19 protein-coding genes are annotated in these 25,265 nt (G+C 52.3%); 5 read left to right on the top strand and 14 right to left on the bottom strand.

Translation table 11 applies throughout. The annotated features are described in order from the left end of the window. Window positions 1-49 precede the first annotated feature (49 nt). Window positions 50-853: a DUF1338 domain-containing protein gene (locus tag SH527x_RS02770; protein ID WP_437193133.1), complete on the bottom strand. Its 804-nt coding sequence runs from the start codon at window positions 851-853 to the stop codon at window positions 50-52. Between the two features lie 304 nt (window positions 854-1,157). Between SH527x_RS02770 and SH527x_RS02765 the strand changes: the two genes are divergently transcribed. After that, window positions 1,158-2,351 carry a serine hydrolase domain-containing protein gene (locus SH527x_RS02765; RefSeq protein ID WP_437193132.1) on the top strand — a complete coding sequence of 398 codons (1,194 nt, stop codon included), beginning with the start codon at window positions 1,158-1,160 and terminating at the stop codon, window positions 2,349-2,351. Between the two features lie 127 nt (window positions 2,352-2,478). On the opposite strand, the gene lpxK is transcribed toward SH527x_RS02765, so the two are convergent. The 6 genes from lpxK to SH527x_RS02735 form a co-directional block, all read right to left on the bottom strand. Continuing rightward, window positions 2,479-3,525: a tetraacyldisaccharide 4'-kinase gene (gene lpxK / locus SH527x_RS02760; RefSeq protein WP_437193131.1), complete on the bottom strand. Its 1,047-nt coding sequence runs from the start codon at window positions 3,523-3,525 to the stop codon at window positions 2,479-2,481. Continuing rightward, window positions 3,522-3,965, bottom strand: a complete 444-nt coding sequence (locus SH527x_RS02755; protein WP_437193130.1) for a universal stress protein — start codon at window positions 3,963-3,965, stop codon at window positions 3,522-3,524. The genes lpxK and SH527x_RS02755 overlap by 4 nt, the downstream gene beginning before the upstream one ends. Before the next feature lie 304 nt (window positions 3,966-4,269). Then, window positions 4,270-5,946: a tRNA (N6-isopentenyl adenosine(37)-C2)-methylthiotransferase MiaB gene (gene miaB, locus SH527x_RS02750; RefSeq protein ID WP_437193129.1), complete on the bottom strand. Its 1,677-nt coding sequence runs from the start codon at window positions 5,944-5,946 to the stop codon at window positions 4,270-4,272. A 247-nt stretch (window positions 5,947-6,193) separates the two neighbouring features. Then, entirely contained in the window at window positions 6,194-7,198 is a 1,005-nt protein-coding gene (locus SH527x_RS02745) for an NADPH:quinone reductase (RefSeq protein WP_437193128.1), read from the bottom strand. Window positions 7,199-7,289: 91 nt separating this feature from the next. Continuing rightward, window positions 7,290-8,294: a glycoside hydrolase family 18 protein gene (locus tag SH527x_RS02740; RefSeq protein WP_437193127.1), complete on the bottom strand. Its 1,005-nt coding sequence runs from the start codon at window positions 8,292-8,294 to the stop codon at window positions 7,290-7,292. A gap of 225 nt (window positions 8,295-8,519) precedes the next feature. Next, window positions 8,520-9,788: an outer membrane protein assembly factor BamB family protein gene (locus tag SH527x_RS02735; protein WP_437193126.1), complete on the bottom strand. Its 1,269-nt coding sequence runs from the start codon at window positions 9,786-9,788 to the stop codon at window positions 8,520-8,522. A 608-nt stretch (window positions 9,789-10,396) separates the two neighbouring features. On the opposite strand from SH527x_RS02735, the gene SH527x_RS02730 reads away from it, so the two are divergent. Then, window positions 10,397-10,672 carry a hypothetical protein gene (locus tag SH527x_RS02730; protein ID WP_437193125.1) on the top strand — a complete coding sequence of 92 codons (276 nt, stop codon included), beginning with the start codon at window positions 10,397-10,399 and terminating at the stop codon, window positions 10,670-10,672. A 199-nt stretch (window positions 10,673-10,871) separates the two neighbouring features. Here SH527x_RS02730 and SH527x_RS02725 read toward each other — a convergent pair whose 3' ends face one another. The 3 genes from SH527x_RS02725 to SH527x_RS02715 form a co-directional block, all read right to left on the bottom strand. Beyond that, the gene (locus tag SH527x_RS02725; RefSeq protein ID WP_437193124.1) at window positions 10,872-11,342 is read right to left on the bottom strand and encodes a hypothetical protein; all 471 of its coding nucleotides are present in this window, start codon (window positions 11,340-11,342) and stop codon (window positions 10,872-10,874) included. 648 nt (window positions 11,343-11,990) lie between these two features. Further along, window positions 11,991-13,028, bottom strand: a complete 1,038-nt coding sequence (locus SH527x_RS02720) for a DUF1559 domain-containing protein (protein ID WP_437193123.1) — start codon at window positions 13,026-13,028, stop codon at window positions 11,991-11,993. Window positions 13,029-13,586: 558 nt separating this feature from the next. Beyond that, on the bottom strand, window positions 13,587-15,530 hold the full coding sequence (locus tag SH527x_RS02715) for an ATP-dependent helicase (RefSeq protein ID WP_437193122.1): 1,944 nt from the start codon (window positions 15,528-15,530) through the stop codon (window positions 13,587-13,589). 748 nt (window positions 15,531-16,278) lie between these two features. Here SH527x_RS02715 and SH527x_RS02710 point away from each other — a divergent pair. Then, the gene (locus SH527x_RS02710) at window positions 16,279-17,319 is read left to right on the top strand and encodes a HEAT repeat domain-containing protein (protein ID WP_437193121.1); all 1,041 of its coding nucleotides are present in this window, start codon (window positions 16,279-16,281) and stop codon (window positions 17,317-17,319) included. A 116-nt stretch (window positions 17,320-17,435) separates the two neighbouring features. Here SH527x_RS02710 and SH527x_RS02705 read toward each other — a convergent pair whose 3' ends face one another. From SH527x_RS02705 to SH527x_RS02690, 4 genes are all read right to left on the bottom strand, one after another. Continuing rightward, window positions 17,436-19,247 carry an ABC transporter ATP-binding protein gene (locus SH527x_RS02705; protein ID WP_437193120.1) on the bottom strand — a complete coding sequence of 604 codons (1,812 nt, stop codon included), beginning with the start codon at window positions 19,245-19,247 and terminating at the stop codon, window positions 17,436-17,438. A 130-nt stretch (window positions 19,248-19,377) separates the two neighbouring features. Continuing rightward, the gene (mntR, locus tag SH527x_RS02700; protein ID WP_437193119.1) at window positions 19,378-19,797 is read right to left on the bottom strand and encodes a manganese-binding transcriptional regulator MntR; all 420 of its coding nucleotides are present in this window, start codon (window positions 19,795-19,797) and stop codon (window positions 19,378-19,380) included. A 269-nt stretch (window positions 19,798-20,066) separates the two neighbouring features. After that, window positions 20,067-21,548, bottom strand: coding sequence for an endo-1,4-beta-xylanase (locus SH527x_RS02695; protein ID WP_437193118.1), 1,482 nt, complete (start codon window positions 21,546-21,548; stop codon window positions 20,067-20,069). Window positions 21,549-21,908: 360 nt separating this feature from the next. Next, the gene (locus SH527x_RS02690) at window positions 21,909-22,814 is read right to left on the bottom strand and encodes a hypothetical protein (RefSeq protein ID WP_437193117.1); all 906 of its coding nucleotides are present in this window, start codon (window positions 22,812-22,814) and stop codon (window positions 21,909-21,911) included. Between the two features lie 344 nt (window positions 22,815-23,158). Between SH527x_RS02690 and floA the strand changes: the two genes are divergently transcribed. Together floA and SH527x_RS02680 are read left to right on the top strand one after the other, a co-directional pair. Continuing rightward, window positions 23,159-24,184 carry a flotillin-like protein FloA gene (gene floA, locus SH527x_RS02685; RefSeq protein WP_437193116.1) on the top strand — a complete coding sequence of 342 codons (1,026 nt, stop codon included), beginning with the start codon at window positions 23,159-23,161 and terminating at the stop codon, window positions 24,182-24,184. Between the two features lie 304 nt (window positions 24,185-24,488). Then, a complete protein-coding gene (locus SH527x_RS02680; RefSeq protein ID WP_437193115.1) occupies window positions 24,489-25,226 on the top strand; it encodes a hypothetical protein in 738 nt (245 codons plus the stop codon). Window positions 25,227-25,265: the final 39 nt, after the last annotated feature.

Here is a 25,265-nt window from a genome sequence, read left to right as displayed (position 1 = left end):
GTTTACCGCACTGATCTACGCGATTTCGCTTTTTCACGAGAGCGCGACCTCAGCGACGATCCGTACTTTGAAAAATTTTGTCAGCGTTTTGAGTAACAAACCCGCTGAACAATTTTCCGTTGGGGAGAGAATACCTTCTTGCAAACTCATAATAACAGCCTGGAACGGTATGCGATTTCCCTTCAAACAAGACTGACACCGGCGGCGCGAGTGTCGAAGACTGTTCCAGCAAATCCTCCGGAGATCCCTTGATTTCGCCTCCTTCGGTATTCAATGGAAACCCTGCTTGTTTGATCAGCTCATTCAATTCCTGCAGCGTCGCGATCGATTTCAGGTGATTAACGGAGACGGTAAAGTGATTCACTCTGAACCCAAAAGCTGCCATCCAGCCTGCGTATTCACTCTCATTCGCCAGCCGATTCACAAGTTCGTACGACACATCCCACGGGCGTCCAACGATGCAGAAATCGGGTCTCTTAAGAACCGATTCAGGAATTTGATTGAGCAGATTCGCGACCGTCTGCTGCAACAGTTCACTGCACTCATGCAACCGCAATTCACTGACAAAGACTTTCGGAAGATGAGGGTCTTCGTGTTCATAATGTCGAGCGTCGAGCTTCTTCTGTTCAAAGCGATACGTTTCTGCCTGGCGATAACCAGCAGCGACAAACGGCTTGGCAATGACATCCATGCCCACACGAGAATCAGCAAAGGTTCGAAAGGCAACATGATCGTTGACGATCAGTTCGCCACGTTCCTCAAGCAGTGAATGAATCACTTTCGCCTGTGGGTTGATCTGAGAGAAATCTGTCCAGAGCCTTGCAAGGAGTTCATACACCGCACATGTCGACATCTTTCACCTCACTTCGTTAAGACCAACTCGAATCGGTCTCTCATGTGGACGAATCATGTTGTTCAACACGCCACTGCGTATCATACACCACCTGACAGCTCTGCAATGAAAATCATACCCCTCCCATGTCAGCCCGGGAACACCGATCTCTTTGATCAACAAAAACTGGGGATTTCCGCATTCAAAAATTGCTTCAACGATGCAGCAGAACATCTGCAATATTGCTAAGTTAAACTCGAATCTGGACTCCGTCATTGATGATTGACAGATTTTCATTGGTCGCGCAAACCACAGAAAGCTCGATATGCTGAAATTGCTGCGTCATGCTGTTGTTATGACAGCTCTGTCGGGAACATTCGCTTCCGCTCCGTTACTTCATGCAGAGGCCCCCGCCAAACAGGCTTCTTCAAACTTTCCACAAGTTCATGAGAAGCTCACGGAGTTTGTGACTCAGAATGAGATTGCCGGGGCGGTCACCGTTGTTGTCACTCCCGACAAAGTCATTCATCTCGACACGCTGGGAATGGCAGATCTTGAGAAGAAGATTCCGATGCAGCCGGACACGGTGTTCTGGGTGGCATCGATGACCAAGCCATTCACTGGCCTGGCGATCTGCAAACTGGAAGAAGAAGGTAAACTGAAGCTCGAAGATCCCGTTGCCAAATACATTCCTGAATTCAAGGAACTGAAGAACGACAAAGGCGAACCAGTTCAGATCACCATTCTGCAGTTGCTGACGCACACAGCTGGCCTTCAGGAAGTGGCACTGAAAGATGTCATCGACATTCCGAACCTTGCCGGGCTGATCCCGCATTACGTCGCCAAGCCAGTTCAGTTCGTCCCCGGCTCGCAATGGCGTTACTCACAGTCCGGGATCAACACAGCAGGCAGAATCGTCGAGATCTTGTCTGGTCAGACATTCGATGAATACTTGAAGAAAGAGTTCTTCGAGCCGATCGGAATGACAAGCTCAGCATTCTATCTGACGCCGGAGCAGAATGAGCGTCTGGCAAAGGCCTATAACCGCACTCCGGAAGGCAAGCTCGAAGTTAATCCGACCAACCGAATTCTTCTCGACAAGAAGACACCGACGAGCCGTGACCGATATCCGGCTCCGAATGCAGGTTTGTTCTCAACGGCGCCGGATTATGGAAAGTTCTGTCAGTTCCTGCTGAATGAAGGATCAGTGAACGGCAAGCAGATTGTCAAACCGGAGACGATCAAGCGGTTCCGTACGATTCACACAACACCTGAACATAAAACCGGATTCACACCTGGAAATGGTTGGGGTGTTGGCACGTGTGTTGTTCGTGAACCTCAGGGAATCACCGCAAAAATGTCCCCTGGGACATTCGGTCACGGTGGAGCATACGGGACTCAGTTCTGGATCGATCCGGAACGAAAGATTGCCTGGGTCTTGATGGTCCAGCGGTCGAACTTCCCGAATGGGGACGCATCGAAAGTTCGCGAAACATTCCAGGACGAAATTCTGAAATAACAGCGAGTGACGTTTTTTAAGAACGTCCTGATGACTGCTGAACACCGCTCGCGGGGCTGCTCACAACAGTCCCGCGATTTTATTGGATGATGACCTTCTGAACGAACTCAAAATAGTCCCCACAAGCTCAGGCACAAATTCCCTCAAGCAGTTGAATCAGTGGAGCAGGGGAGTCGATGAAGGTGAGTTCAATATTTAATGCCCAGACAGGGACACCAGAAATCCCATCCTGAGGCAACTTCACCAGATCCTTGCGTGTCGTGAGATAAAGATCCGACTGCGTTGCGAGCAGTGTTTGCTGCAGCCGTTCAAGATCGGCAGGTCCGTAATGGTAATGATCAGGGAAGGTTAAGCAGCGGTCATTCGTCACGTTTGTGAATGCCGATAGTGCCTGCTGAAAACCAGTTGGATTCCCGATTCCACAGAAGACGAGGGGCTTCTGCTGTGCAATCTCAGCAAGCGATCTGGTTTCTCCATAACCATTGATCAGATCTGTCGCTTGAAAGCGTGTCTTCAGCACTGGGGCGAGTGAATGACGTCGGGTTTCCTGAATAATTTCCTGAAGACTCTTTTCTGAAGCGAGGTCACAACGCGTTAGCAGAATCGCATCTGCGCGAGCCAGTTGATTCCGACGCTCTCGCAACAACCCGCGTGGGAGCAGAGCCCCAAAGCCCCAAGGGTTCAGCGCATCGACCAACACCAGGTCCACTTCCCGCTGCACCTGACGATGCTGAAACGCGTCGTCCAGCACAAGCACATTAGCGTCCGTTTCCGCGAGAACTTTTCTGGCAGATTCAATCCGCTTCGGATGTTGAACATGCGGCACATGCGGGCACAAACTGTCCAGCAGTTTCTTCTCGTCGTTTTCCTCACCGTCCAGAGAACGGTATCCACGACTGAGAATCGCAGGCTTCTTCCCAAGCTGTTGCAACTGATGAACGATCCAGGCAACAGTCGGAGTCTTACCTGTCCCGCCAGTTGTGATGTTCCCAATCGAAACGACTGGGACACCAACCCGATGGGCAGAGAACAGCCCAAATTGATAGCCGAAATTGCGGGCGTCACTCACAAGACCATATGGAAAACTGGCAGCGGCAAGCCCCATTCTCAAGAGGCTCGCCGTCCAGTGTCGATTACGATTGGAGATGACATCCAGCCAGAACTCTTCGTTCACTCGGCATCCTGCCTTCGCAGCACAAGCACAGCGCAATGTGCGTGTCGCAAAATTGTTTCCGCGACTGAGCCGAGCAAAATTCGTTTAATCCCGTGGTATCCATGCGATGAAATCACAATGAGATCCGAGGATTCCTCTTTCGCATAGTCCGTCACTTCCAGTCCGGTTGAGCCATAACGCAAATCGAAACGCGCCCCTTCGATTCCCAGTTTACGAAGGAAGTTGTCTGCGTATTTTTTGACTTCGATCTGACGATTCGCTTCCGAAAACTCTCCCCATGCAGCCGCAGGCGAAATCGCTTCGAGCGGAGTCATCACATGAAGCAGACGGAGCTTTGAAAGATCGCCCCCGGCCAGATCCTTGGCGACGTGAAGAGCATTCTCTGATGCCATCGAGAAATCGACAGGAACAACAATCACATTGTATTGCAGCGATGCCATGCCTAAGTCTACCTGCAGTGGAACAAAGATCAGATGTCTCACTCGACAATCAGTGAAACGGCAGTTCATCTCAAAATCACAGCCGGACGATCAGCAGACGAGCGAACCGACCTCAGATAAACAAGTGTGAATTTCAGCGTCCACTTTAAGTGGAGTCCGATCAATGAAACAACCCAGGTAATGGTCTGATATGTTCCCGAAACAACAAAACTCATGACAGAATTCGGAATGTGTCAGAAAGTCGCAGGCGAACGCGATCCGCTCGTATACGACTCCCGAAAGACACCTTCGCCGCGACACGGTACTAGATCAGGATTGGCAGGAATCCATTTGAACCGACCTGAATCTCTCGCGTGACAATATTCCCCAGCAATGTTGTCTGAGTTACGTCATCGACTTCGATTTCAGCCAGAGATCCTGCCAGTCGAGGATTTCCGTTGAACACCACAATGCGATCACAGCGAGTGCGGCCGACCAGCTGAATCGGAGAAACACTTTCAGGCACCCCGACCAATGGGACCTCATCAATCAGAACATCGTTACGGTCGTGATCGTGAGCATGCCCTGAGTGCTGATGAGAAGTCCCGCCGTCCGCCGGTTTTGCCCCACCTAAGGCGACAAGGACATTCGGCGCGGCGTGAGATTCAGGATAATTCACTGGTTCCGGTCCAGCATGCCAGCCCGGCAATGCCAGCCCTTCTGCCACCACTTCAACAGTTTTCCCTTCACCAGACGCAACTGCAGACGCAACTGCCAGGTGCGCCTTCTTGCTTGGTCCTTCGACGAGCACTTCAACACGACGCCCGATAAATGCCGCGTTGTCCTCTTCGCTGATCTCATTCTGAACACGCAGAAGCTCGTTGTTACGTCGCTTCTTCACTTCTTCTGGCACATCATCTTCAAACAGTTCAAAAGCCTTGGTCCCCGGCCGTGGACTGTATTTAAAAATAAAGCTGTTCTTGAACCGGAACTCACGAACGGTGTCAATGCATTTCTGAAACGCTTCGTCCGTCTCTCCGCAGAATCCGACAATGTAATCGCTGCTGATCGACGCATCAGGGACGATATCACGAATGCGGCCCACCATTTCGCGATAGTCTTCAACCGTGTACCCGCGCTTCATGCGTTTCAATTGCTCGTTGCACCCGTGCTGCAATGGAACATGCAAATAACGCGAGACCTTCGGGAGATCACGTAGCGCGAACAGCAGATCATTCGTCATGTCTTTGGGATAATTCGTGACGAACTTGATTCGATCGATTCCCGGGGTATCGTGAATCAACGCAATCAGATCACTCAAGCGGTGCTGTCGGCCATTCTCTGTCACTTTATAAGAGTTGACGGTCTGACCAAGCAGCGTGATCTCTTTCACACCCTGACGTGCAAGTGCCTGCACTTCCCGATGAATATCACTCGGCATGCGTGACTGTTCCGGGCCGCGTGTCGTTGGAACAACGCAGTACGTACAGAATTTGTCGCATCCAATCATGATCCGAACATAAGCCTGCCACGGGCTGGGCCGCATCGACGGATCGCGCAACGGGTCATAGCTCTCGAAGCTGGCGGCCACTTCTAAACGAGACCCGTCTTTCCGTCCTAGCGAAACAGCCAGTTTCTTATTGCGCGTACGACGAACTTCATCAACGAGGTCTGGAATTTCACCAAGCTGACCGGTCCCGACAATCAGATCAACATGCGGAGCTTTCTCAAAAATCAGCTCCTGATCCTTTTGAGCCATGCACCCGATGACCCCGATAACCAGTTCAGGGTTCTTCCGCTTGCCGTATTTGAAGCGTCCAACGCTGCTGTACGTTTTATGCTCCGCATGCTCGCGAACACTGCAGGTATTGAACAGGATCGTGTCGGCGATGTGCGGATCATTGGTCAGTTCATAGCCTCGCTGACGCAAAGCGGCGACGACCAATTCGCTGTCCAGAACATTCATCTGACAGCCGACAGTTTCGATATAAAGGCGGTGCATGAAAACACGTTACGTTGAATGACAGTCTCGGTGAGGACTCTGCGGAATGCGTCCCCAACCAGCAAAACGGCAGATTTTCCTAAAAATCCCCGCCGATATCCAGTCACGTTTGCTCATTGAGCGATTCCTGCCTCGGAAATTCCCCGCAAAAGGGGCATTCCGGCGGTTCAGGCAATTCAAGGACTCGCCGGATGACGAGTCTCCGCACAGCAATGACTGCCAACCGAACAATGGAATTCGAGTCCACCTATTCGCCGATCTTGACGACAATCTTCCCCGAAACGACCGACTTGCGTGCCAGCGTGTTCTCTTCCTGAAGTCGATGAGCCGCGCCCGCGTCCTTCAAAGGGAAGACAGCTCCGATGTTGGGCGTCCATTTTCCAGCGGTAAACCACGAATTCATGTCTTCTGCAGCCTGACGCTGCTCGTCCGGCGACGCATTGAACATCGCGAATCCGATCAGTTTCAGGTCATTCACATAGAACGGCCCGAGAGTGAACTTCAGTTCTGCTTCGCGCCCCGCCATGACAACGATCCGACCTCCCTTTTTCATCAGACCGATGGCTCGGGAAAGATCCGGCTCGCGTTGTGTTTCCCAGAACACATTCAATCCACCGTTCTCGGCCGTTGCTGCTCGAATCTCATCGTCGAGTGTCGGGGACTTGTAATCGAGAACGACGTCCGCTCCGAGTTTACGGCAGAATTCCCGTTTTTCTTCTGAACCAGCAGTCGCAATGACTTTTGCCCCAGCCGCCTTCGCAAACTGCACGACCATGGACCCGACACCACCGGTCCCGCCGTTGACGAACACCCATTCCCCTGGCTGAAGGCGAGCATCGCGGAACAAACCAAGGTGAGCCGTAATGCCGGTCAGCGCCCCGGCAGCAGCCTGTTCGTCCGACATGGAATCCGGCGTCGGGTACAGCCACTCTTCGCCCACCGCAGCCAGTTCCGCCAATGTGCCCTGCCGGTGAAACAAGCCTTGATTCGAGCCCCAGACTCGATCGCCAACCTTGAAACGCGTCACACCCGATCCGACAGCGACCACTTCACCCGCCAGGTCACAGCCAGGGATGTAAGGAAACGTCACCGGCATCGGGATCGTTCCAGCTCGAATGTAAGTATCGATCGGGTTGATGGCAGACGCATGAATCCGAACCAGTACCTGAGACGGTCCGACCACCGGATCCGGTTGATCGCCGTATGTCAGCGTTTCTGGGGCACCTGGTTGTGTAACGAAAGTGCATTTCATGGCTTCAACTCCAGTTCTTCAAGTTCGACTGCAACCCAATTCAGAAACCATACGCCAGCAGAGCAGTGGCTCAACAACAATGAATCGTCGACTACTCTCGCGGCGGAAATGTTCGAGGAATTCTTCGAACCGGCGTCGTCCACGAACGGCGAGTGGACTCGGCGTGAATTGCCTTGATCAGCGAATGCTCTGTCTGGCTATCCTGTCCAATTTCCCACACCATAACCCCACCAATTTTCGAATCGATCGCCATCCGTGTTTTATGGCGAATCGTCTTCGGACCATTGAAAAAGTAGCCTTCAATTTCGTCCACGTCTTCGCCTGGCTGGAACCGTTTGATGGCATCTTTATAGGTAATCGTTTTTCTCCGGTCCTTGACATCGCGACCGTAAAACGGCACCCCGAGGATCAGCTTCTCAGGCGGGATTCCCTTGGCGATAAAGGTCTGCACATCCGCAGTTGCCTGTTCATATGTGGAATGCCGTTGCCCGTAGTCATACGACATCAGTTGAATCCAGTCGGCAGCTGCAAAGCCTGCGGCCGGAATCTCCTTCCAAGGGGCAATCGTCACAGAGAGGACGAATCCATGCGGCTGAAATGCCTTCTTCAAGTCAACTAGCAACTGAGCGTAGCCCTGCATCTCCTCAGCATTAGCAGGGTGTTCCCAATCAAGGTCGAGCCCGTCCATCTGGTGTTGTTGCAAGACCTTGACGATTTCTTGAACAAGTCTCTCGCGAGCTGAATCGTTGAGGACCGCTTTTGAAAAATGATCCGATTTCCCCCAGCCCCCCATACACAGAATCAGTCGAACTCCATGCTTCGCTTTGAATTCTTTGAGCAGATCCCAGGGAGCATTCGCAACCTTCCCAAGATCAACGTGCCCGTCCGCGGTCGGTTCTGCCGCAAAGAGAATGAGATCCGTCAGCTTTGACGCGTGTTCTGGTTTGAAAGTCTTGAACCGGTACTCTGGCAAATATCCAACAATTCGAAACGAAGTAGCAGGAGCATCAGCAAGGCAGGAACGGGCCTCCTCCATCGCCACCAAAGACACAGTGGCAAGAAACAGTCCGAAGCTCCACTTCAAACAACCAGACATAGCAACTCGGAATCTTCTCAGCAGTCTCGCTGTTCGGCAATCTTACCGTTCAGCAGGGAGCTGCCGCCAGTTTTGATGAATCACGCTGACTGGATTCTACAGAAGATCCTGAATCGTTGCCTCCACAGATGAGTGACTCCCTGAAGTGGCGCTTCCCATCAAACAAAACTGGCCAGCAAAAGCTGGCCAGCGATATCAACATATTAAGATCGACCACAGGGACGATTACTGGTTTTCGTTCTCGTTCTCGGCTTCTGACTTCTCAGGCTTATCCGCAGGCTGAGCAGCCTCTGCTGCGTCCCCCTCAGTTGCCAGCACCGGGAGAATCGGGCGTCGCTCCGGATACAAATGGTAAGTCGGATATTCCGATCCCAGTTCCCGGAGAGCAATGACGGTTCCACTCGGTTTTGCCAGGTAGATGCGATCGGTGCGGTCATTGAAGACGCGGTAAGTGAAGTCTCGTAATGGCATCTGAGCGAGAACTCGTCCAGTAGCACGATCGAGGATCATCAGATTATTTTTGTCATCATTTGCATAAACCCGTTCTTCGCTGACAGCAATCACATCACTCGCCTGGCTCTGCTGCCATTCACTCAATCCGGTCACCAGATTGATCGAGACCAATCCTTCACGAACGGCCGAAGCAAACAACTGATTTCCAACAACCCGTGGCTGCGACCGAACAGGTGAACCGGTGCTATATGTCCACTGTGGTTGCCCAGTCTTAATGTCAACGCACACGATTCGAGAACGTGAATCAACCAGAAATACGTTGTTGCGAGAATACGTCATTGGAGCGGACAGAGGATTTCCGATCTCCAGCTGATAGCGAAGATAGTTCGACTCGCCATTGAGCCGGTACAGGAATCCCGCTTTGCTGCTGAAAACGACTTCATGATCAATAGGAATCGGGGTCGAATCCGAAGCCTTTGGCATTTGATAGCGCCAGCGCTCTGCACGGTTCGTCCATTTTGGCAACATCCCGCGTTTGTGCAGATCGCGTAATTCCTGCCCGTCATATGACCTCAGCATGCCATCGACAGTCGGCACGTACAGAAATTGGTCATCCTCTTTTGGCGAGGCAGAAGGAGGGGAAGGAAGCGTCAGTTCCAAAGTCGGCGCGCCGGTCGACTTATTAAATGCGTACACTCGCATTCCAACGCCGATCACGATTTCGGTTTCGTTGGAAGTGACCTGATATCCCTGCTGATTCGGCATTCCGACGAGCTGGGACCAAAGTCGGCGTCCCGTCTCCCCTTGAAACGTTGTCACAATCCCTGAGGCAGACTGTACGTAAACGTTCTGCTCATCGGCACTGAAAAAACTCACTTGTTCCTGTGAGCCCTTGACGGATGCCTGTCCCCACCATGCCAGACTTAACCCCAAACGATTCAATTCGTTTTCATTTGGAAGCTGACTTTTTAACTGTGCATGGGCGGTTGAGCAAACCAGACAGCCAATGGCCGCGACTGCAACAAGTTGACGAAACAGCATGGCAAGTCCTGAACGTAAGGCTCCACGAAGTTCTGACGTCCCCTGATATCGGTGTATCAGGTCAGACAGACCGCATCGGCCTCAATTTCCTGATGTCGTCAGAAACAGCTTGAGACCATCCTCAGAACAAATCACTCTGAGTCCTACTATCAGATCGACTTCTGGAGCCGTTCGCAACCGCTGATCTGTGAAGAAGATCAGCTGGTGATCCTCCTTTTCTGTCAAGAATCCAGTTAGAGCAATTCTCCGCTTGTTGACACACTTGAACTTTCGCCATAATCGACAGAACCGAACCTGTTGCAATCCGGAATCAACGATCTCACAGGACATGACGACATCTCCAACGCTCGTCACCCGATCTACGGTCAGCGGGTACAAAAGATGTCTCGAAGCCGACAGGCAGCAACATTCGGCAGCCTCACGACGCATCGGAGAACATCTGGCACGAATTCGGCTCGTCATTTCCAGCGAAAACCCACGACACGCAGGAGACTGATCTCAGGGTCCAGATAAAATATAATTTCTGGAACCCAAACGAACTTTCAACTGCTTCGAGCCAACCGCCAGCACATTCCTTACTTATTTTTCACTCATTTTTCAGGTCAGAAATGAAAGATTACAGCGCCTACCAGAAGAAGGTCATTTCCCGCTTCTACGACAATCGTGACCAGATTGACGAGCAAAGGCTGGGAGAACTTGTCACAAGCCTCTATCTCGGAAAGCCTGGAAAAGCCCAGGAGAAGAATTGGGCCGCTGCTAAAGAAGTGATGGAACGCCTTGAGGTTCCGGCATCACGAATTGCCCATGTCATGGAACGACGCGACGCATCCATTCTCGCCGAAGTGGTCAAAGACATTAACAGCGGGACATTGCGACGCTCGTAAGTCGTCGATTTGCAATTATCAGATTTCGCGACATGTCGCGTCTGCAAAATCGACGTATCAATAAGGCGATGGTTGAAAACGAAACATGACGGGAGTCTGAGAACGGCAACGATGCGCCGCCACTCAGAGTCCCGTCATCGTATCTCAGGTCTGCAGTTGTCTGGTCGCCCTTTGCTGCCAGACCTACTCTCGATTCGTGCTATTTCGATGTCAGATCGAAATCGATGTCATTGCGTCCTTTGGTCACAGTCGCTGTCAGCGTCCCGCGCTTGTTGTACTTCTTAGGAATCGCAACAAACTCAACAGTCGGGACGTTCTCGCCTGCAGCTTTCAATTCGGCCAGCTCGCTTTTAGAGATTTTGGTCGTCGAAATTTCAACAAAGTGCTCTCCCAACATTGCTCCATCTTTGCTGGTCGAGAACATCAGTTTGTAATTCCCGCTGTCGTCGGTGCCTCCGTAAGAAGGCGACCCTTTTTCTCCTTGGGGAATGAACCGGATCACCGCTCCGGGGACCGGCTTTCCGTCCAGCGATACAGTTCCTGTCACCTTCGCGAGATCCGGCCCAGTTTGGCTGCAACCCGTCAGACTCACCGCCACGAACCCGAGGATCAGCGCTGGCAGGCGAAACGAATTTAACGCAAAAACTGAGACAGTAGACACCAATTTCATGACACACCCAAATCACTTTATTTGATCAGCAAGCAAGTTCGCTTTGCCTCTGAATGATCTCGCGAAGACCTTGTGCTGGAATCGCATCTCAAGCGAATGCGAATTCCAAATCACGTGAAAACACTGCTGAGCGTACGACGCGAAGACTCAGACCGAATTCGAGTTCTCGAACCTGGAAGCCCGCGTCCAGATCACACCGCGGTGATCAACGCTCTCTGATTGAAAGAATCACTCTGGAGTAAGTCGCCATTCAACACGCACCCCAGCAATTTCACTGGTCGCACAAACACAGCGCGGGCGTATTAACGACAAATTCCATCATGAGAATTGAAGGACCAAGATCGATTAGAAGCGGGTTGAGCAACAACATTTCGAATGAAGCCCAACCCTGACCATCTCGGCAACACCATTTCAGCAATGGGAAGCTAACAGCAGCAACAACAACCACGTCGGATCAGACAGATTTGAATCACCGTATTTTGAATCACAGTATCCCCACTCACGACAAAGGGTGAATCAATTTAAGATGAATACAAGGATCATCAGTTGGGCCATGTACCGTAGTTGTTCACGGCCCAACTGAGATGTTCTTCCAGCATGAATCTCAAACGAGCAAATCCTGCCAATCACCCCGCAACTCGATTTGGCTTAGAACTCTCCGAGTACTTGACCGTCATTGATGGCAGCGAGACGCTGGAAAGTTCCGTAGGGGCCATCTGCATTGCTACTGATCGTGAGGAACCCTGTTTCGGTATGATCCAGGTTTTCACTGATGAATCGAACAGAACCATCGCCGAGAAGGAAGTGAGCTCCGCCAGTGTGGTAGCTGTGGAATGCCCGGTGCTTCAAGCCTCCGATCAGGGGGCCGTTCACTTTCTGCTTTGCTGCACGCAAGACGTTGAACGCTCCGTTTGCTGCGGGTGTAATATTATCGCACTTTGGCCCACCGCCGGTGGCAATACTTCCATAGAGGAAGTTTCGATCTGATCCGTAGGTGCTTCCACCGAGCGTAATATTGTCCCACCAGGAGACTTCGCCGACAGCGATCACATTAGAAGACCCGTCCCGAATGTCAGCCATACGTCGAGCTTTGTTGACGACAAACATCCCGTTGTTACGAACTGTTGTCACGACTGCTCCATTCGACTCAGCACATGGCTCCCCGTCGAATGCTCCGTTAGAAGCGGCATAGCTCGTCGTCGCTAGGGCTTCGGTCCCGCCGGCCTGATTCTTATTGATTGGGCGAGTATCCGGTTTAATGTCTGTTGGGCAATTAAACACAGTCAATGGATTGGCCACAGCCGCATTGTTGTTTCCAGCTGGGTCGCTGATCGTGCCGGGCGTTCCGTAAGGAGGATAGTTGAAGTCGATTTTGCTGTAGATGTTTCCTTGATCGAGGTAAGGAAGGATGTGAGCACTCCAGGCCCATCCGCCGTCCTTATTTGCCCCACCACCTGGTCGTGTATCAATATAGCCCGGAGGAAACACGCCGAAGGTGTCATGATAATTGTGCAAAGCAAGCCCGAGCTGCTTCAGGTTGTTTCGACACTGACTTCGTCGTGCAGCTTCCCGAGCCTGTTGAACGGCTGGAAGAAGCAAAGCGATCAGGATTGCAATAATCGCGATCACCACGAGAAGTTCGATCAGTGTGAAACCAGACCGTTTCTGCAGAGAAGACTTAGACACAACTCATTCCTTTAAATTCATTTGCGATCATTCGATCGCCGCGACTCACTCCCCGGCACTATCAACTACCAACCGGGTCGTGGTATTATTCCACAGATGATTTTATCGTCAAGACTCGCAGACGAAGAAAAGAGGAAAAAGCAAATATCCAAAAATACTGGGCCGTTTGACAAACTTCTCAAGCGAGACAGTGTTCGCTCCGGGTGCCATTCAACGCAGAAAGTTCCGGCTACAGAAGTGGCCATAGAATCAGATTGCTCGAATGTCTTTGGGACATCAGACCGAGCCCCAACGCCCCCAATACCAGAAAGATCTCTAATGCAAATCAGCGATGCAGTGGAAATGGCCTCAACAGCTCAAGCCACAAGGCGAACCAGTTGCGGGACACAAGTAAGGAAGGGAGCAGGGCACTCAAGAGCCCGATAATTCATGGACCGAACCAACAAACATTGGCGCCAACGAACATGCCCCCCCATCAAGCGAAACTCAGATGCGCAATCACTCGACAAATCAGACAGGCCGGGACACCTGAGAGCAGGTGTCCCATGACACACGACATTATTCCAGACTCGCTCCACCGCGCATCTCAAACAGGAACCGGGAAGGCTGCGACTGACGTGGCTTTCCCCATTTCCGACGAGTAGAAGCACGTGTCAGCGTCAACGACTCCTGAGCACGTGTCACGCCAACGTATGCAAGCCGACGTTCTTCGGCGATCTCAGAGTCTGAACCATCGATCGTTCTCTTATGAGGAAGCAACCCCTCCTCCATCCCCACCATATAAACGCGAGGAAACTCCAGTCCTTTCGCACTGTGCAATGTCATGAGTTTCACTGCATCAGAGCTGGCCATCTTTTCCTTGTCCGGCTCTTCATCGCGTCGTTCCAGGGCGATCGAAGTCAGATAGTCAACGAGCGATGGATTCGACGTCTGCGTGATATACTCTGCGAGAGAATTCACATAGTCCTGAACAACAACCTTCCGCTGAGCCTGCTGTTGCTCATCCTTATACTGCCGCTCAATCTCCTGATCATACCCGATCTCTTGATACAGTGAGTGCAGCAGCTGATCCATGCGCTCCGGTTGCGTCTTGAAATTTTCTCGCCAGCGCTGAAACTGACCATAAAGCTTTCGCAACGCGTCAGCCGCTTTCGCAGTGATCTCTTTCTCTGCTGCTGCCTGTTCCACAACGTTCCAGATCGGGATACCAGCTTTTACTGCTCTCGCCAGCAGTTTTTCACACACGGCATCACTAATCCCTCGCGCTGGGGTATTGATGATTCTCAGCAAGGCTTGTTCATCATCTGGACGTGCAATCACTTTCAGATAGCACAGCAGATCCTTGATTTCCTTCCGGTCATAAAACGACTGACTTCCCATCAGCACGTACGGCAACTGCTGACGCCGCAGCTCTGTTTCGAAGAGACGCGGTTGTTCGTTAGTCCGAAACAGAATCGCAAACTGAACGAGCGGAATGCACTTCTTCTGATGAAGAAAGCGAATCTCGCCAACGACCTTTTCCGCTTCCAGTTGCTCGTCCGGATACTCGATAATACGGACATCTTCCTTGGCGACTTTGTTGGCCTTCAGAACCTTCTTGTGTCGTTCCCGGTTGTGACTCACGAGGCGATTCGCGTGATCAATGATGCGATCTGTACAGCGATAATTGTCTTCCAGTCGCACGACTTTCGCGCCGGGAAACATCCTTGAGAACCCGAGGATGTGTTTCACCTCAGCCCCACGCCAGCCGTAGATAGACTGGTCGTCGTCGCCCACCACGCACAGGTTCTGGTGCTCGCGTACAAGGCTTTCAATAATGCGGAACTGCAACCCGTTTGTGTCCTGATACTCGTCGATCTGGACATGAGAAAACCGCCGCTGATTCTTCTCCAGAATGTCAGGGCAGGTGTCAAACAACTGTTCCGTCAGCAACAGCAGGTCGTCAAAGTCAACTGAACCGCACGCTTTCAGGGCGAGCTGATAGCGACGATATCCCATCGCTCCCAATGACTCTTTATCGTCTTCGATCACTTTCATCGCCCGCTCAGGCGATAATCCAACCGACTTCCACTTGCTGATCAGACTCAACAGATCTGCAGGTTTCAGGGACTTTTCAGTGACACGAATGTCTCGCAAGACCTTCCGCGCCATTGCTTCCTGATCGCCGCGATCCAGAATCGTAAACAGATTCGGATACCCCAGTCTCTCGATGTCTTCCCGCAGGACTTTCACGCAGAGAGAGTGGAACGTCGAGATCCACGGTCTGGTTTTCAGATGCGCTCCCAGCAGAGCTTTCGTTCGTTCCAACATCTCCTTGGCGGCTTTGTTGGTGAACGTCACGGAGAGGATCTTCTCCGGATGCACCCCCGCGCGCAACAATCGAGCCATCCGATATGTGATGACGCGAGTTTTTCCTGTTCCGGCTCCGGCCAGTACCAGAAGCGGCCCATCAAGGGTTTCGACCGCATCACGCTGTGATGCATTTAGTTTGGAAAGATCCATAGTGCTGCGGGGTCTCTGACAATGAACTTTGAGGAGCGAATTTCGCTCCTCGTGCATTAGAGCAATTCGCCTTGAACGTCGCCTGCACAGCAACATTCTCGCCGGGGAAAACACGAATTCCCGCCGGTCTCAGGCCGGTAGATTCATCCGTAGCTTGCCTGAAGCTCACAGGCCACTGTGTCTGAAATCAAGAGGGTTGAATTCGTTCCGGATGAGATGCAATTGCTTCGATTTGATCGAGTGCAGTCGCATCACTCAATTGAGGAGTTTTGGCGACTGGAACCCAAATAGTCAACTGATGTTCAGTAACTTTTTCGCGGCGATCGGCCGTATCGACAGAATCGTCATCCCCCGAAATGTTCACCAAACCCGCAAAGTTGACGCAATCCTACACCTTTAAAGGTTCTCTCAAACGCGTTCTCACGACTTACGGTCAGCGACTCCCGCAAATTTTCTCCTGCTTACCTAGAGCATCATTTGACCGCACGAAACTCTGGTCAGGAAATCAGCTCCCTCAATTCAAGCAGACACGAACGATCGTCGATAGAGACTGCGCATGACGATTTTGCAGCTTGAAACGATTAACACGCAGATGCATGAAATTCAGGCTATGACGGACGAGCCGGTTGTGAGCACAAGGGCAACGCACCAAGCGGATGCTTTAGCCAAGAGTTCTCCCAGCGACTCTGTTTCTTCAAAATTGTTCGTGCTGCGAAGAAGTGGTCGGACGCGAGAGAGGAATCTACGAATGTTGGCATTCACACGGACATCAATGGCCATTGCAGTCACACTGATGATTGCCATTCCTGGTGAAGCAGGTCTATTCACACGAACCGGCGGATCCCAGAGCCAGACGACTGGTGGCTCCTGCGCGACACCTTCCACAAGTGTCGATTGCGCCGCACCGACGCGACAAGCTCCCGCCTCCTATCAGCGAACATGTGCACCGATAGCAGGTGACAGTTGCCTCTCAGGCGACGCCTGCACTCACATTCCACACGCAAGTTGCTGGCCCGTCGGTCCAGTTGAAGCAGATGTGTCCTGTACTGGCAGCTGCGTCTCTCTTTGCGACGAACAACTCCGCAAACTTGTTGTGGAATCAAAGACAGCCTGTACCGCACGCATTCGTCGAGCGGCTGTTCACAAAATTGGGACCAACTTCGCTTGCAACCAGCACACCCAAGTGATGCCAGCGCTTGTATACGCACTGAATGACATCGACGAAACCGTTCGGGCAAAAGCAGCCGACAAGATCGGGGACCAGTTGCGACAGTGCCCTTGCTGCTGCATTCCATACGTTCACAAGGCGCTACAGCTTTCTCTTGGTGACTGTAGCTCGACCGTTCGAATTCAGGCAGAGCAGGCACTGGTTGCATGCGGGTCGAAGGTCGTCGATCCCGGCAAGTGCGTCCTTCAAAGCAATCAATGTGTCAGCTGTGCCCCTTTCACTACAGAGCCTGCTGCGATTGCCCCGGCTGCTGTTGCTCCAGCCGCTGTTGCACCGGCCGCAATCGCTCCTGCCGCTGTTGCTCCCAGTGCGCTGCACGAACTGATGCTTCCGGTAAGAACGCCGCATCAAGCCGAGTTCAGCCGTCTCGAAATTCAGGAGCGACCTGTCTTTGAAGAGCTGCCGATTCCAATGGATCGCCCAAGTCGCCCTTCAGAAGTCACCACTGTTGTTCCGGCTCCACTCGCCACAAAGCCGATCTCCCCAGCCGCGACGGACGAACCTCAATTCCTTCCGCCCAAGATCGGAATCGCCCCGAGAGAAGGGCAATCCATCCGTTAGACCATCCCGGTCGATCACATGGCCACGTAGCAGTTCGAGTGACCAGAAATGAAGATGCGCCCGATTCCTGGAACGCGGCATCGCTTCCGGAGTTGCTCTCACAGGCCGGACTTCATCTACACTTGCGGAATCGAATCAATGAGTTTTTTGGTATAAGGATGCTTAGGGTAGGCATAGATCGTTTCGCTCGGCCCAAATTCAACGATCTTGCCATCGCTCATGACCGCCATCATGTCTGACATGAATTTGACCACGCTCAAGTCATGACTGATGAAGATGTAAGTCAGATTCCGAGCCTCCTGCAGATTCTTGAGCAGGTTTAAAACCTGAGCCTGCACAGAAACATCCAGTGCGGACACGGACTCGTCACAGATCAGAAAAGTCGGTTCGACAGCGAGCGCCCGTGCAATGCAAATCCGCTGACGCTGACCGCCTGAAAACTCGTGTGGATAACGGCGTAAGTGATTCGAATCCAGTCCGACCTCTTCCAGCAACTGAGCGGCTCTCTCACGTCGATCCGCTTTGGACTTCCCGAGCTGATGAATTTTCATCGCTTCCATCAGTGCACTCTCCACTGTCATACGTGGATTCAGAGAACTGTACGGATCCTGAAAGATGATCTGCGTCTGGCTGCGATATCGCTTCAGATGAGTACCGGTGAGTCTGGTGACGTCCTGATCTTCGAAGTGAATTTGACCTCCTGTCACTGGCAGCAGCTTCACAATCGCTCGGCCAGTTGTTGTTTTCCCGCAGCCTGATTCCCCAACCAACCCGAGAGTCTGCCCGCGATAAACATTGAAACTGATTCCATCCACCGCTTTGACATGATCAACGGTTGTGCGAAACAGACCTTTCTTGATCGGGAAGTGAATCTTCAAATCCTGCACCTTCAATAATGGTGCCTGACCTTCCGGGACGAACTTGATGTCAGGTGCCGTCGTTACTTCTCCGACGGAGTACCCGAGTTGATCCAATTCAGACTGAGGGTGAAGCAAACGACCGCGTCCGGTCACTTCGAGATACTTCAGTTTTTCAGCTGAAATCTCTTTTTCGACAATCGAGAGCTCCCCATTCTCAAGCGTTGTCGTCGTCATGAAATCGCTCACCGTTGGCAAGCGGCGATATCGCGTATCGAGTCGGGGACGACAGGCAAGCAACCCTTTCGTATAGGGATGTCGAGGATTGGAGAAGATCTGCGAAACTGGTCCATGTTCGACGAGCTTTCCGCGATACATGACTGCCACGGTATCAGCGATTTCCGCAATCACGCCGAGATCATGCGTGATGAAGAGCATCGACATCTCCCGCTTCTTCTGCATCTGCCTCAACAGCTCAAGAATCTGCTTCTGGATCGTCACATCCAAAGCCGTTGTCGGTTCATCTGCAATGAGAAGATTCGGGTTACACGAAATCGCCAGTGCGATCATCACACGTTGCTTCTGCCCCCCTGACATCTCATGGGGATAACTGTTGATCCGGCGTTCCGGGTCAGGAATTCCTACCTCGCGAAACAGTTCGACGGTCCGCTTCAGTGCTTGGGCGCGCCCCATGTGCTGATGTCGCTCAAGAGCTTCAGCAACCTGAAATCCAACTCGAAAGACAGGGTTCAAACTCGTCCCCGGCTCCTGAAAGATCATGCTGATCTCTTTACAGCGAACCGAACGCATCGGAGCTTCAGGCAGACGGACCAGATCATTGCCCAGGTAGCTGATCGAACCCGATGTGATTTTCGCGGCGACAGACGGAAGCAGACGCATGATCGACAGCGACGTCACAGACTTTCCGGAACCTGATTCGCCGACCAGCCCCAGTGTCTTCCCCTTTTCGATGGTAATTGACAGGTTGTCAACGGCCTTGAGTGGGACAGATTCCGTTGCGAACTCGGTCGTCAGGCCATCAATTTTCAGCAGAGGGGCAGGGGCTGTCATTTCGATTGTCACTTCCAATTCCAATGAAAATTGAAGTCTGCAGAGGCTTCGATACGAGATTCAGTCACGCAGAAACAGGTTTCACCTGATCAAACCGCAGAGTTGCGGCAAGACATCTGCCGAAACGAATCTAGAACTTGCCCTTTTCAGTCAACTCTTTGAACCGTGCGAGCGTCTCGGGGCTGACGTGATGTTCAATTCCCTCTGCGTCGATTGCCGCAGCTTTCTCAGAAACACCAATTGCCAGTAAAAACTTGAAAACAACGTCGTGCCGCAGAGCCGCTTCTTCCGCGAGTCGCGCTCCCTGCTCAGTCAGCTGAATCGGACGATAGGGTTCCGTGTCTAGAAATCCTTCCTTCTTCAAACGACCGACGATCCGCGTGACAGTGACATGGCTCACATCAAACCGTTCTGCCAGATCAACGACACGGCAGATCCCTTTTTCGCCAGCGATTTCGGCGACAGCTTCGACATAATCTTCTGCCGTCTCGGTGGAGTGATCCTGCCGGGTACGGCGATGTCGCGCGGCGATTCGTCGGGAATTTTTCATGTCATCTCAGGAGCATTCTGCCCCGATACGAAGCCACTGAACGAGAAAGCAAGAATGTGAACTTCCAGACTGCGGCTCTTTTCAAAACAAAAGACAACTGTCTCAATGTTTTTTAGTGAATCCGAACAGAAGAAAACAGGGGAGTTTGCCAGAGATGAGATGCTGTTGCCTGATACAAAACATCTGACCGGCACCTCGTGCCGACATCCTGTCACACACGTCGCCAAACGAGACGCATTCAGCACCAGAGGTCGCAAGACCCGACAAGTTCAACTCAGGTCATTGTGTAACTGACGACGAAGCGGTTCGAGCATTGGCTTCGTCCGACCTTCAGCGTTAATCAATCCAGCGTGCGGATACCGATGTGAAACGGCATCATTGAAGTGGCTCAGGAACACTCCAGTGACCGAGGGCTTCGCGAGCAACACTGGGACCACTTGTTCTACCCATTCCGCTTGGGCATCTTCTGACCAATTCTGCTTCCAGACCGAATTCTCGACCTTGAAAGAACCGGTCGCGAGTGGATCAGATTGCGAGCTGGAAGGGCAGGCGATATTCACATGAATTTGAACCTGCAGCATGCTCCAGACGTCGATCAACTTTGAGATCGAGAGCATTTCCCGGGTGAAGCAGGCATCTGGTCCATACCCGACATTGATGTCCAGGGTGACGCCAGACAAGCCGAGATTGGATCGAACCAGGGCATCCACGAATTGGAACGGCGACAGGCGATGCTGGCCGTGTCGCTGATACTCTCCCCAGGGAGACTCAATCCGGATAAAGAATTGCCCTTCGTTGTCGGTTCTCGTCGCCGCCTCAAGCGTACGGGCAACGAGAGCCAGACAGTAATCTTCCCCCAGACCAAGAGCCCCGCCGGTATTACCGTAGGAAGAAACTTCCCACAGGCGAATTCGTCCCTGATAACGATTCACTGCCGTTTCGATGTAATCACAAACAAAGCTGGGGAGATTCTGGAAGTCATTTGCCCACGGGGCCAGCCATTGCGGCAATCCATTCGGGCTAAGATCAATCAAAGGGCCTCCTCGAAGCACATTGCGTTGCTCCGAGCAGTGATTGACCAATTGATCGATTGGGTCCCAGCAGTACGTTCCTTCTGTCGGTTCAATCGATTTCCAGTCAACCGGAATCGAAGCCGTGTTAAACGCCTGCTGAAAAATCTTGCTTCCAACAGGAGTCAAAACAGTCAGATCAACGACTCCCCCAAGCAATCCCGGCGACTGATGATGAGTGCGACGAATATTCGTTAATCGCTGAATCGTGTAGGCATCCATCACCAGAGATGCCGCGTAACACGATTTCTCGATCGACTGCGTCGCCCAGACAGCGACATTCGGGTCATCATTGGAAGCGGTACATGCCCGAGCCAGCAACTCAAACGCTTCTCGTTGCACTCGACCGAATGCTTCTGGAATCACCATCCCGGCCTGTTCCCAGGCAGCGGAGGAGTCCCTCACCTCAGAGAGCTTACCACGAGCCAGTTCCAACACCAGATCATACGGTTGATCGCGTTCTCTGAGCGAAGTCGTCGCCAGAACCGGCGTTCCACGGCCTGCAACCGGCCAACAGATATTCAACTTACAGCTATCCGACATGGGTCGCTGAAAGGTGATCTCAGAATCGCTCACCGCGACTTTGGTCGGAAAAATTCTTCCGTCAACGCCAGAGAGATAGGCCTGAACGGAACCAGAAGTCAATAACGACGAAATGGGCGGATGAAGGGAAAACCGCATCACGCCCATTTGAACTCAACTCCGATGACTTCAGTAAAACGACAACCAGAACGACGACAAACTTCACGCCACCCTGAATCTGCAGCACCCGTCAATACATGACTGGGGTGACGAGGCTCTGGCGATCCTTAAGGGTAAAAACCGAATACCCTCTCGGGTTGCCCCTGATAGATATATCGTATGGGCACGACGATAGGGAAGACAGTGCCCATGGGTCTCCAACCACTCACGATTGTTGGAAAAGTGGCTCGCCACAGTTTATACCTGTTGAATTCTGGCATCAAGGACGCGAATCAACGCAAACATCGCGACAATCTGCCAGATCCACCGCCCGATAATCGTTGGAATTGCGCAACACGGTTAATTCTTTGCGCCGGTCGCCGCCGAAGCCCCTGGAATCATCTTCTCGTCCTGCTTTTGGCGAAACTGAATCAGCGATGCTCCGCCATCAAAATTTGTCACCCGATTGTCCTGACTGAAGGACTTGCCTACGAGAAGCCCTTGCTTGGTGTCAATGACGACCGTCCCTTTCGGGAGACGTCGCAACATCTGCATCTCAGCCGTCGGCCCTTCAAGCACCGTCAGCGACCGAGTTTTGACGTCGATCTCAGCAATTCCGTCCTTGAACGATTTCAGAGTATTCAGACGCTGCATTTTCACTTGTTTCTGCAGACTGGAACCTTCCTCAAGAGCGATATTGACGATGAAGTCATCTTTCCAGCTTTCCCCCACCTTCATCGCGTTCTCAGGAAGCGGGAACAACACGTCAAAAGCTGCAGTTGTCGGGTCACTGGGCACCTGTCCATGTGCGACCATCGCCTTGTAATCCGATACGGCTCCGACTGGGTTAATCGTCACCTGCAGGTGCGGCTTCCCGACGAGCGCGTCTAATGCCAGAAAGACCGCCTGACGCTCACCGACAGCAGGTTTGGTGCTGTCAAACGCCATCTTCTCGCCGTTCTGGAAAATCTCCAGTTGAGCACTCTCGATGGTCAATTCCAACACGGCAGAACCGTCTGGATTCACCGATTTCACACGGTACGACTTTGTCGAATTCTGATGCGAGTACGGTTCGTCGACCGTTGCCCCGACCTGAATTTTATAGTCGTCATTCATTGTGACGGAGTACCGAACGACCTGTCCCACCTGAAACTGATATCTCAGTTTGATGGCATCCGCTGCTGGTGCAGTCTCTTGAGCAGAAACGATCGACGAACAAGCTGCAAAGATCATTGCAGCCGACACGATGTACCTGCGAAACGACATTCCGATCATTCTCGTCCACTCCGAACCAGCAACCAAGTCAGTGTTTGCGTCAACAAACGTCGTACAGCTTGCGCATACATAACAGAATCGCGAGAACGAATCGAGACGTGTTTCGACCACACGAAATTCGCACACAAATTTGTGAACAGAAGAGGGCGATGTCCGTTTAAGCTCTGAAGTAACGGAGCATGTCACCGGGTCTTCCCGCAGGCAACTTCGGCTCCTGCCGCGTAAACCGGAACTCGAATGAGCTCTTGACTTGCGAATTGCACGCAAAGACACGTATGGTAATACGTTGAGAGCAAAGGCGATATTCCCCATCAGTATAGAGACCAGAGGCACGCATGGGACCTGGATTTTGGATTGCGGTGCTTGGCATTGGCTTCATCCTGCTGCTGATTTTCATCGCAGTGTTTGCCCGATATTTCGGTCTGTGGATTCAGAGCAAAATGACAAGTGCGGGCATCACGATGACCCAACTTGTCATGATGTCAATTCGTAAAGTCCGCCCAGACATTATTGTTCGCAGCAAAATCATGGCTGTGCAGTCAGGTCTGACCGGCAATAACAAGATCACAACGCGAGCCCTCGAAGCCCACTATCTCGCCGGCGGCAACGTCCCGAATGTGATCCGAGCTTTGATTGCTGCTCAACGTGCCGGGATCGACATGGACTGGCAGATTGCACAGGCAATCGACCTGGCCGGACGCGACGTACTCGACGCGGTACGAACGAGCGTTTACCCGAAAGTAATTGACTGTCCTGACCCGAAAAAGTCGTCAGGAACACTTGATGCCGTCGCCGGTGACGGAATTCAGTTGAAGGCTCGAGCCCGTGTTACGGTACGAACCAACATTCAACAACTCATCGGGGGAGCAACCGAAGAGACCGTGATCGCACGCGTCGGGCAGGGGATCGTTCAGGCAATCGGCTCGACACAATCGTATAAAGTTGTGCTCGCGAATCCGGACCGCATCTCTCAAACCGTGTTGAATCAAGGGCTTGAAGCTCAAACAGCCTTCGAAATCGTTTCCATCGATATCGCTGATATTGATGTGGGCGACAACATCGGTGCTCGCCTTCAAGCAGACCAGGCAGAAGCCGACGTGCGAGTTGCACAAGCTCGAGCAGAGCAACGCCGTGCGACAGCTGCCGCCCGCGAACAGGAAATGGTCGCTAAAACGACCGAGAACCGCGCAGCGGTGGTCTTGGCAGAAGCCGAAGTCCCAATGGCGATTGCAAAGGCGTTTCGCGAAAGCAAAATTGGCCTTCTGGACTATTACGAGTTGAAGAATGTTCAGGCAGACACCTCGATGCGTTCCGCCATCGCCGGAGTCGGTGATGAAGTCTCACCTGCTTCACGACGATAGTCGAGCGGCAGGAAGTCTGGCCTCAGCGGTAAGTTCAAAGCAAATCCACAAACTTTGTCCTTCCTGCAGCGAGCCTGAAGCGTCAAAATAGAAGGTGCAGGGACCATTGGGTTGCTCAGCCCTGTGATTCCAAAGCCGTTTCATACCGGCACAAGATAGTGATCCAGTTCAGTCGCCACAGTTGTTGTCGCCTGTCAGTTTCACAAGATGAATTTCAATTCCCGCGTGCCGGAGACCGGAAGATCAACTCAGCGTACAACGGTAACCGAGTCGATCAAGCCAGCAGACATTGAAGGGAAAGACGATGATCATCGATACTTCATTTGCGCTGTTAGCTGATGGCGACTTTGGCTTTCTGATTTTCTTCGTTGTCGCGTTCTTCTCGTGGCTCTTCAACTATCTGAAAACTAAGGCGGAAGACCCGCAAGGGAACGCCAAGAAAGCTGAGCAGTCCAAACGGGTCAGCAACGAAATTGACAAGTTCCTGCAACAGAAAAGGGAGGGCCCTAACAACGGCGGTCGGCCAAACCAGCGACGTGCTCCTCAGGGCGATGTTGTTGTCGTTGAGATGCCTGACTCACGACAGAACCCCCAGCAAACCCGACGGCAACCACCGCCATCGCGAGAAGAAATCTGGCGGGAACAGGCAGGTAAGCAGCAGCGAAAGCAAGGGAAACAGCAGCGAGGGAACGGAGAACGCCGAGGCGGCAAGCAGCAAACTCAACAGCCATCCCCACCGGTCACAAAACAGAGCAGCATTTTCAACGACCAGAATCAGGATCTGAAGCCAATTGCGCCGATGCCTGGCGCTGGAAACTTTGCGTCAACGCAACCCGTGTCTCAAGCCAGTCACACAACCGTTGAATCCAGACCGCTCTCAGGTCTGCTGGCATCCACAAGACAAATCATCTCGAATGACACGCTCAATTCAAATGCCAGCCCTGCGGTGATATTGGCCACCCGACTGCGCAATCGTGGTGAATTGAAAAACGCATTTGTCATCAACGAAATCTTCAGCAAACCTCTGGGATTGCGCAAGTAGCCGGTACGCAAATCTGCGTTTCAGGCACTCAATCCAGAC

Source organism: Planctomicrobium limosum (assembly GCF_051465645.1).
Lineage (GTDB): Bacteria > Planctomycetota > Planctomycetia > Planctomycetales > Planctomycetaceae > Planctomicrobium.
The sequence above is the reverse complement of the archived record's forward strand: the minus strand, read 5'-3'. Positions and strand labels throughout refer to the sequence as shown.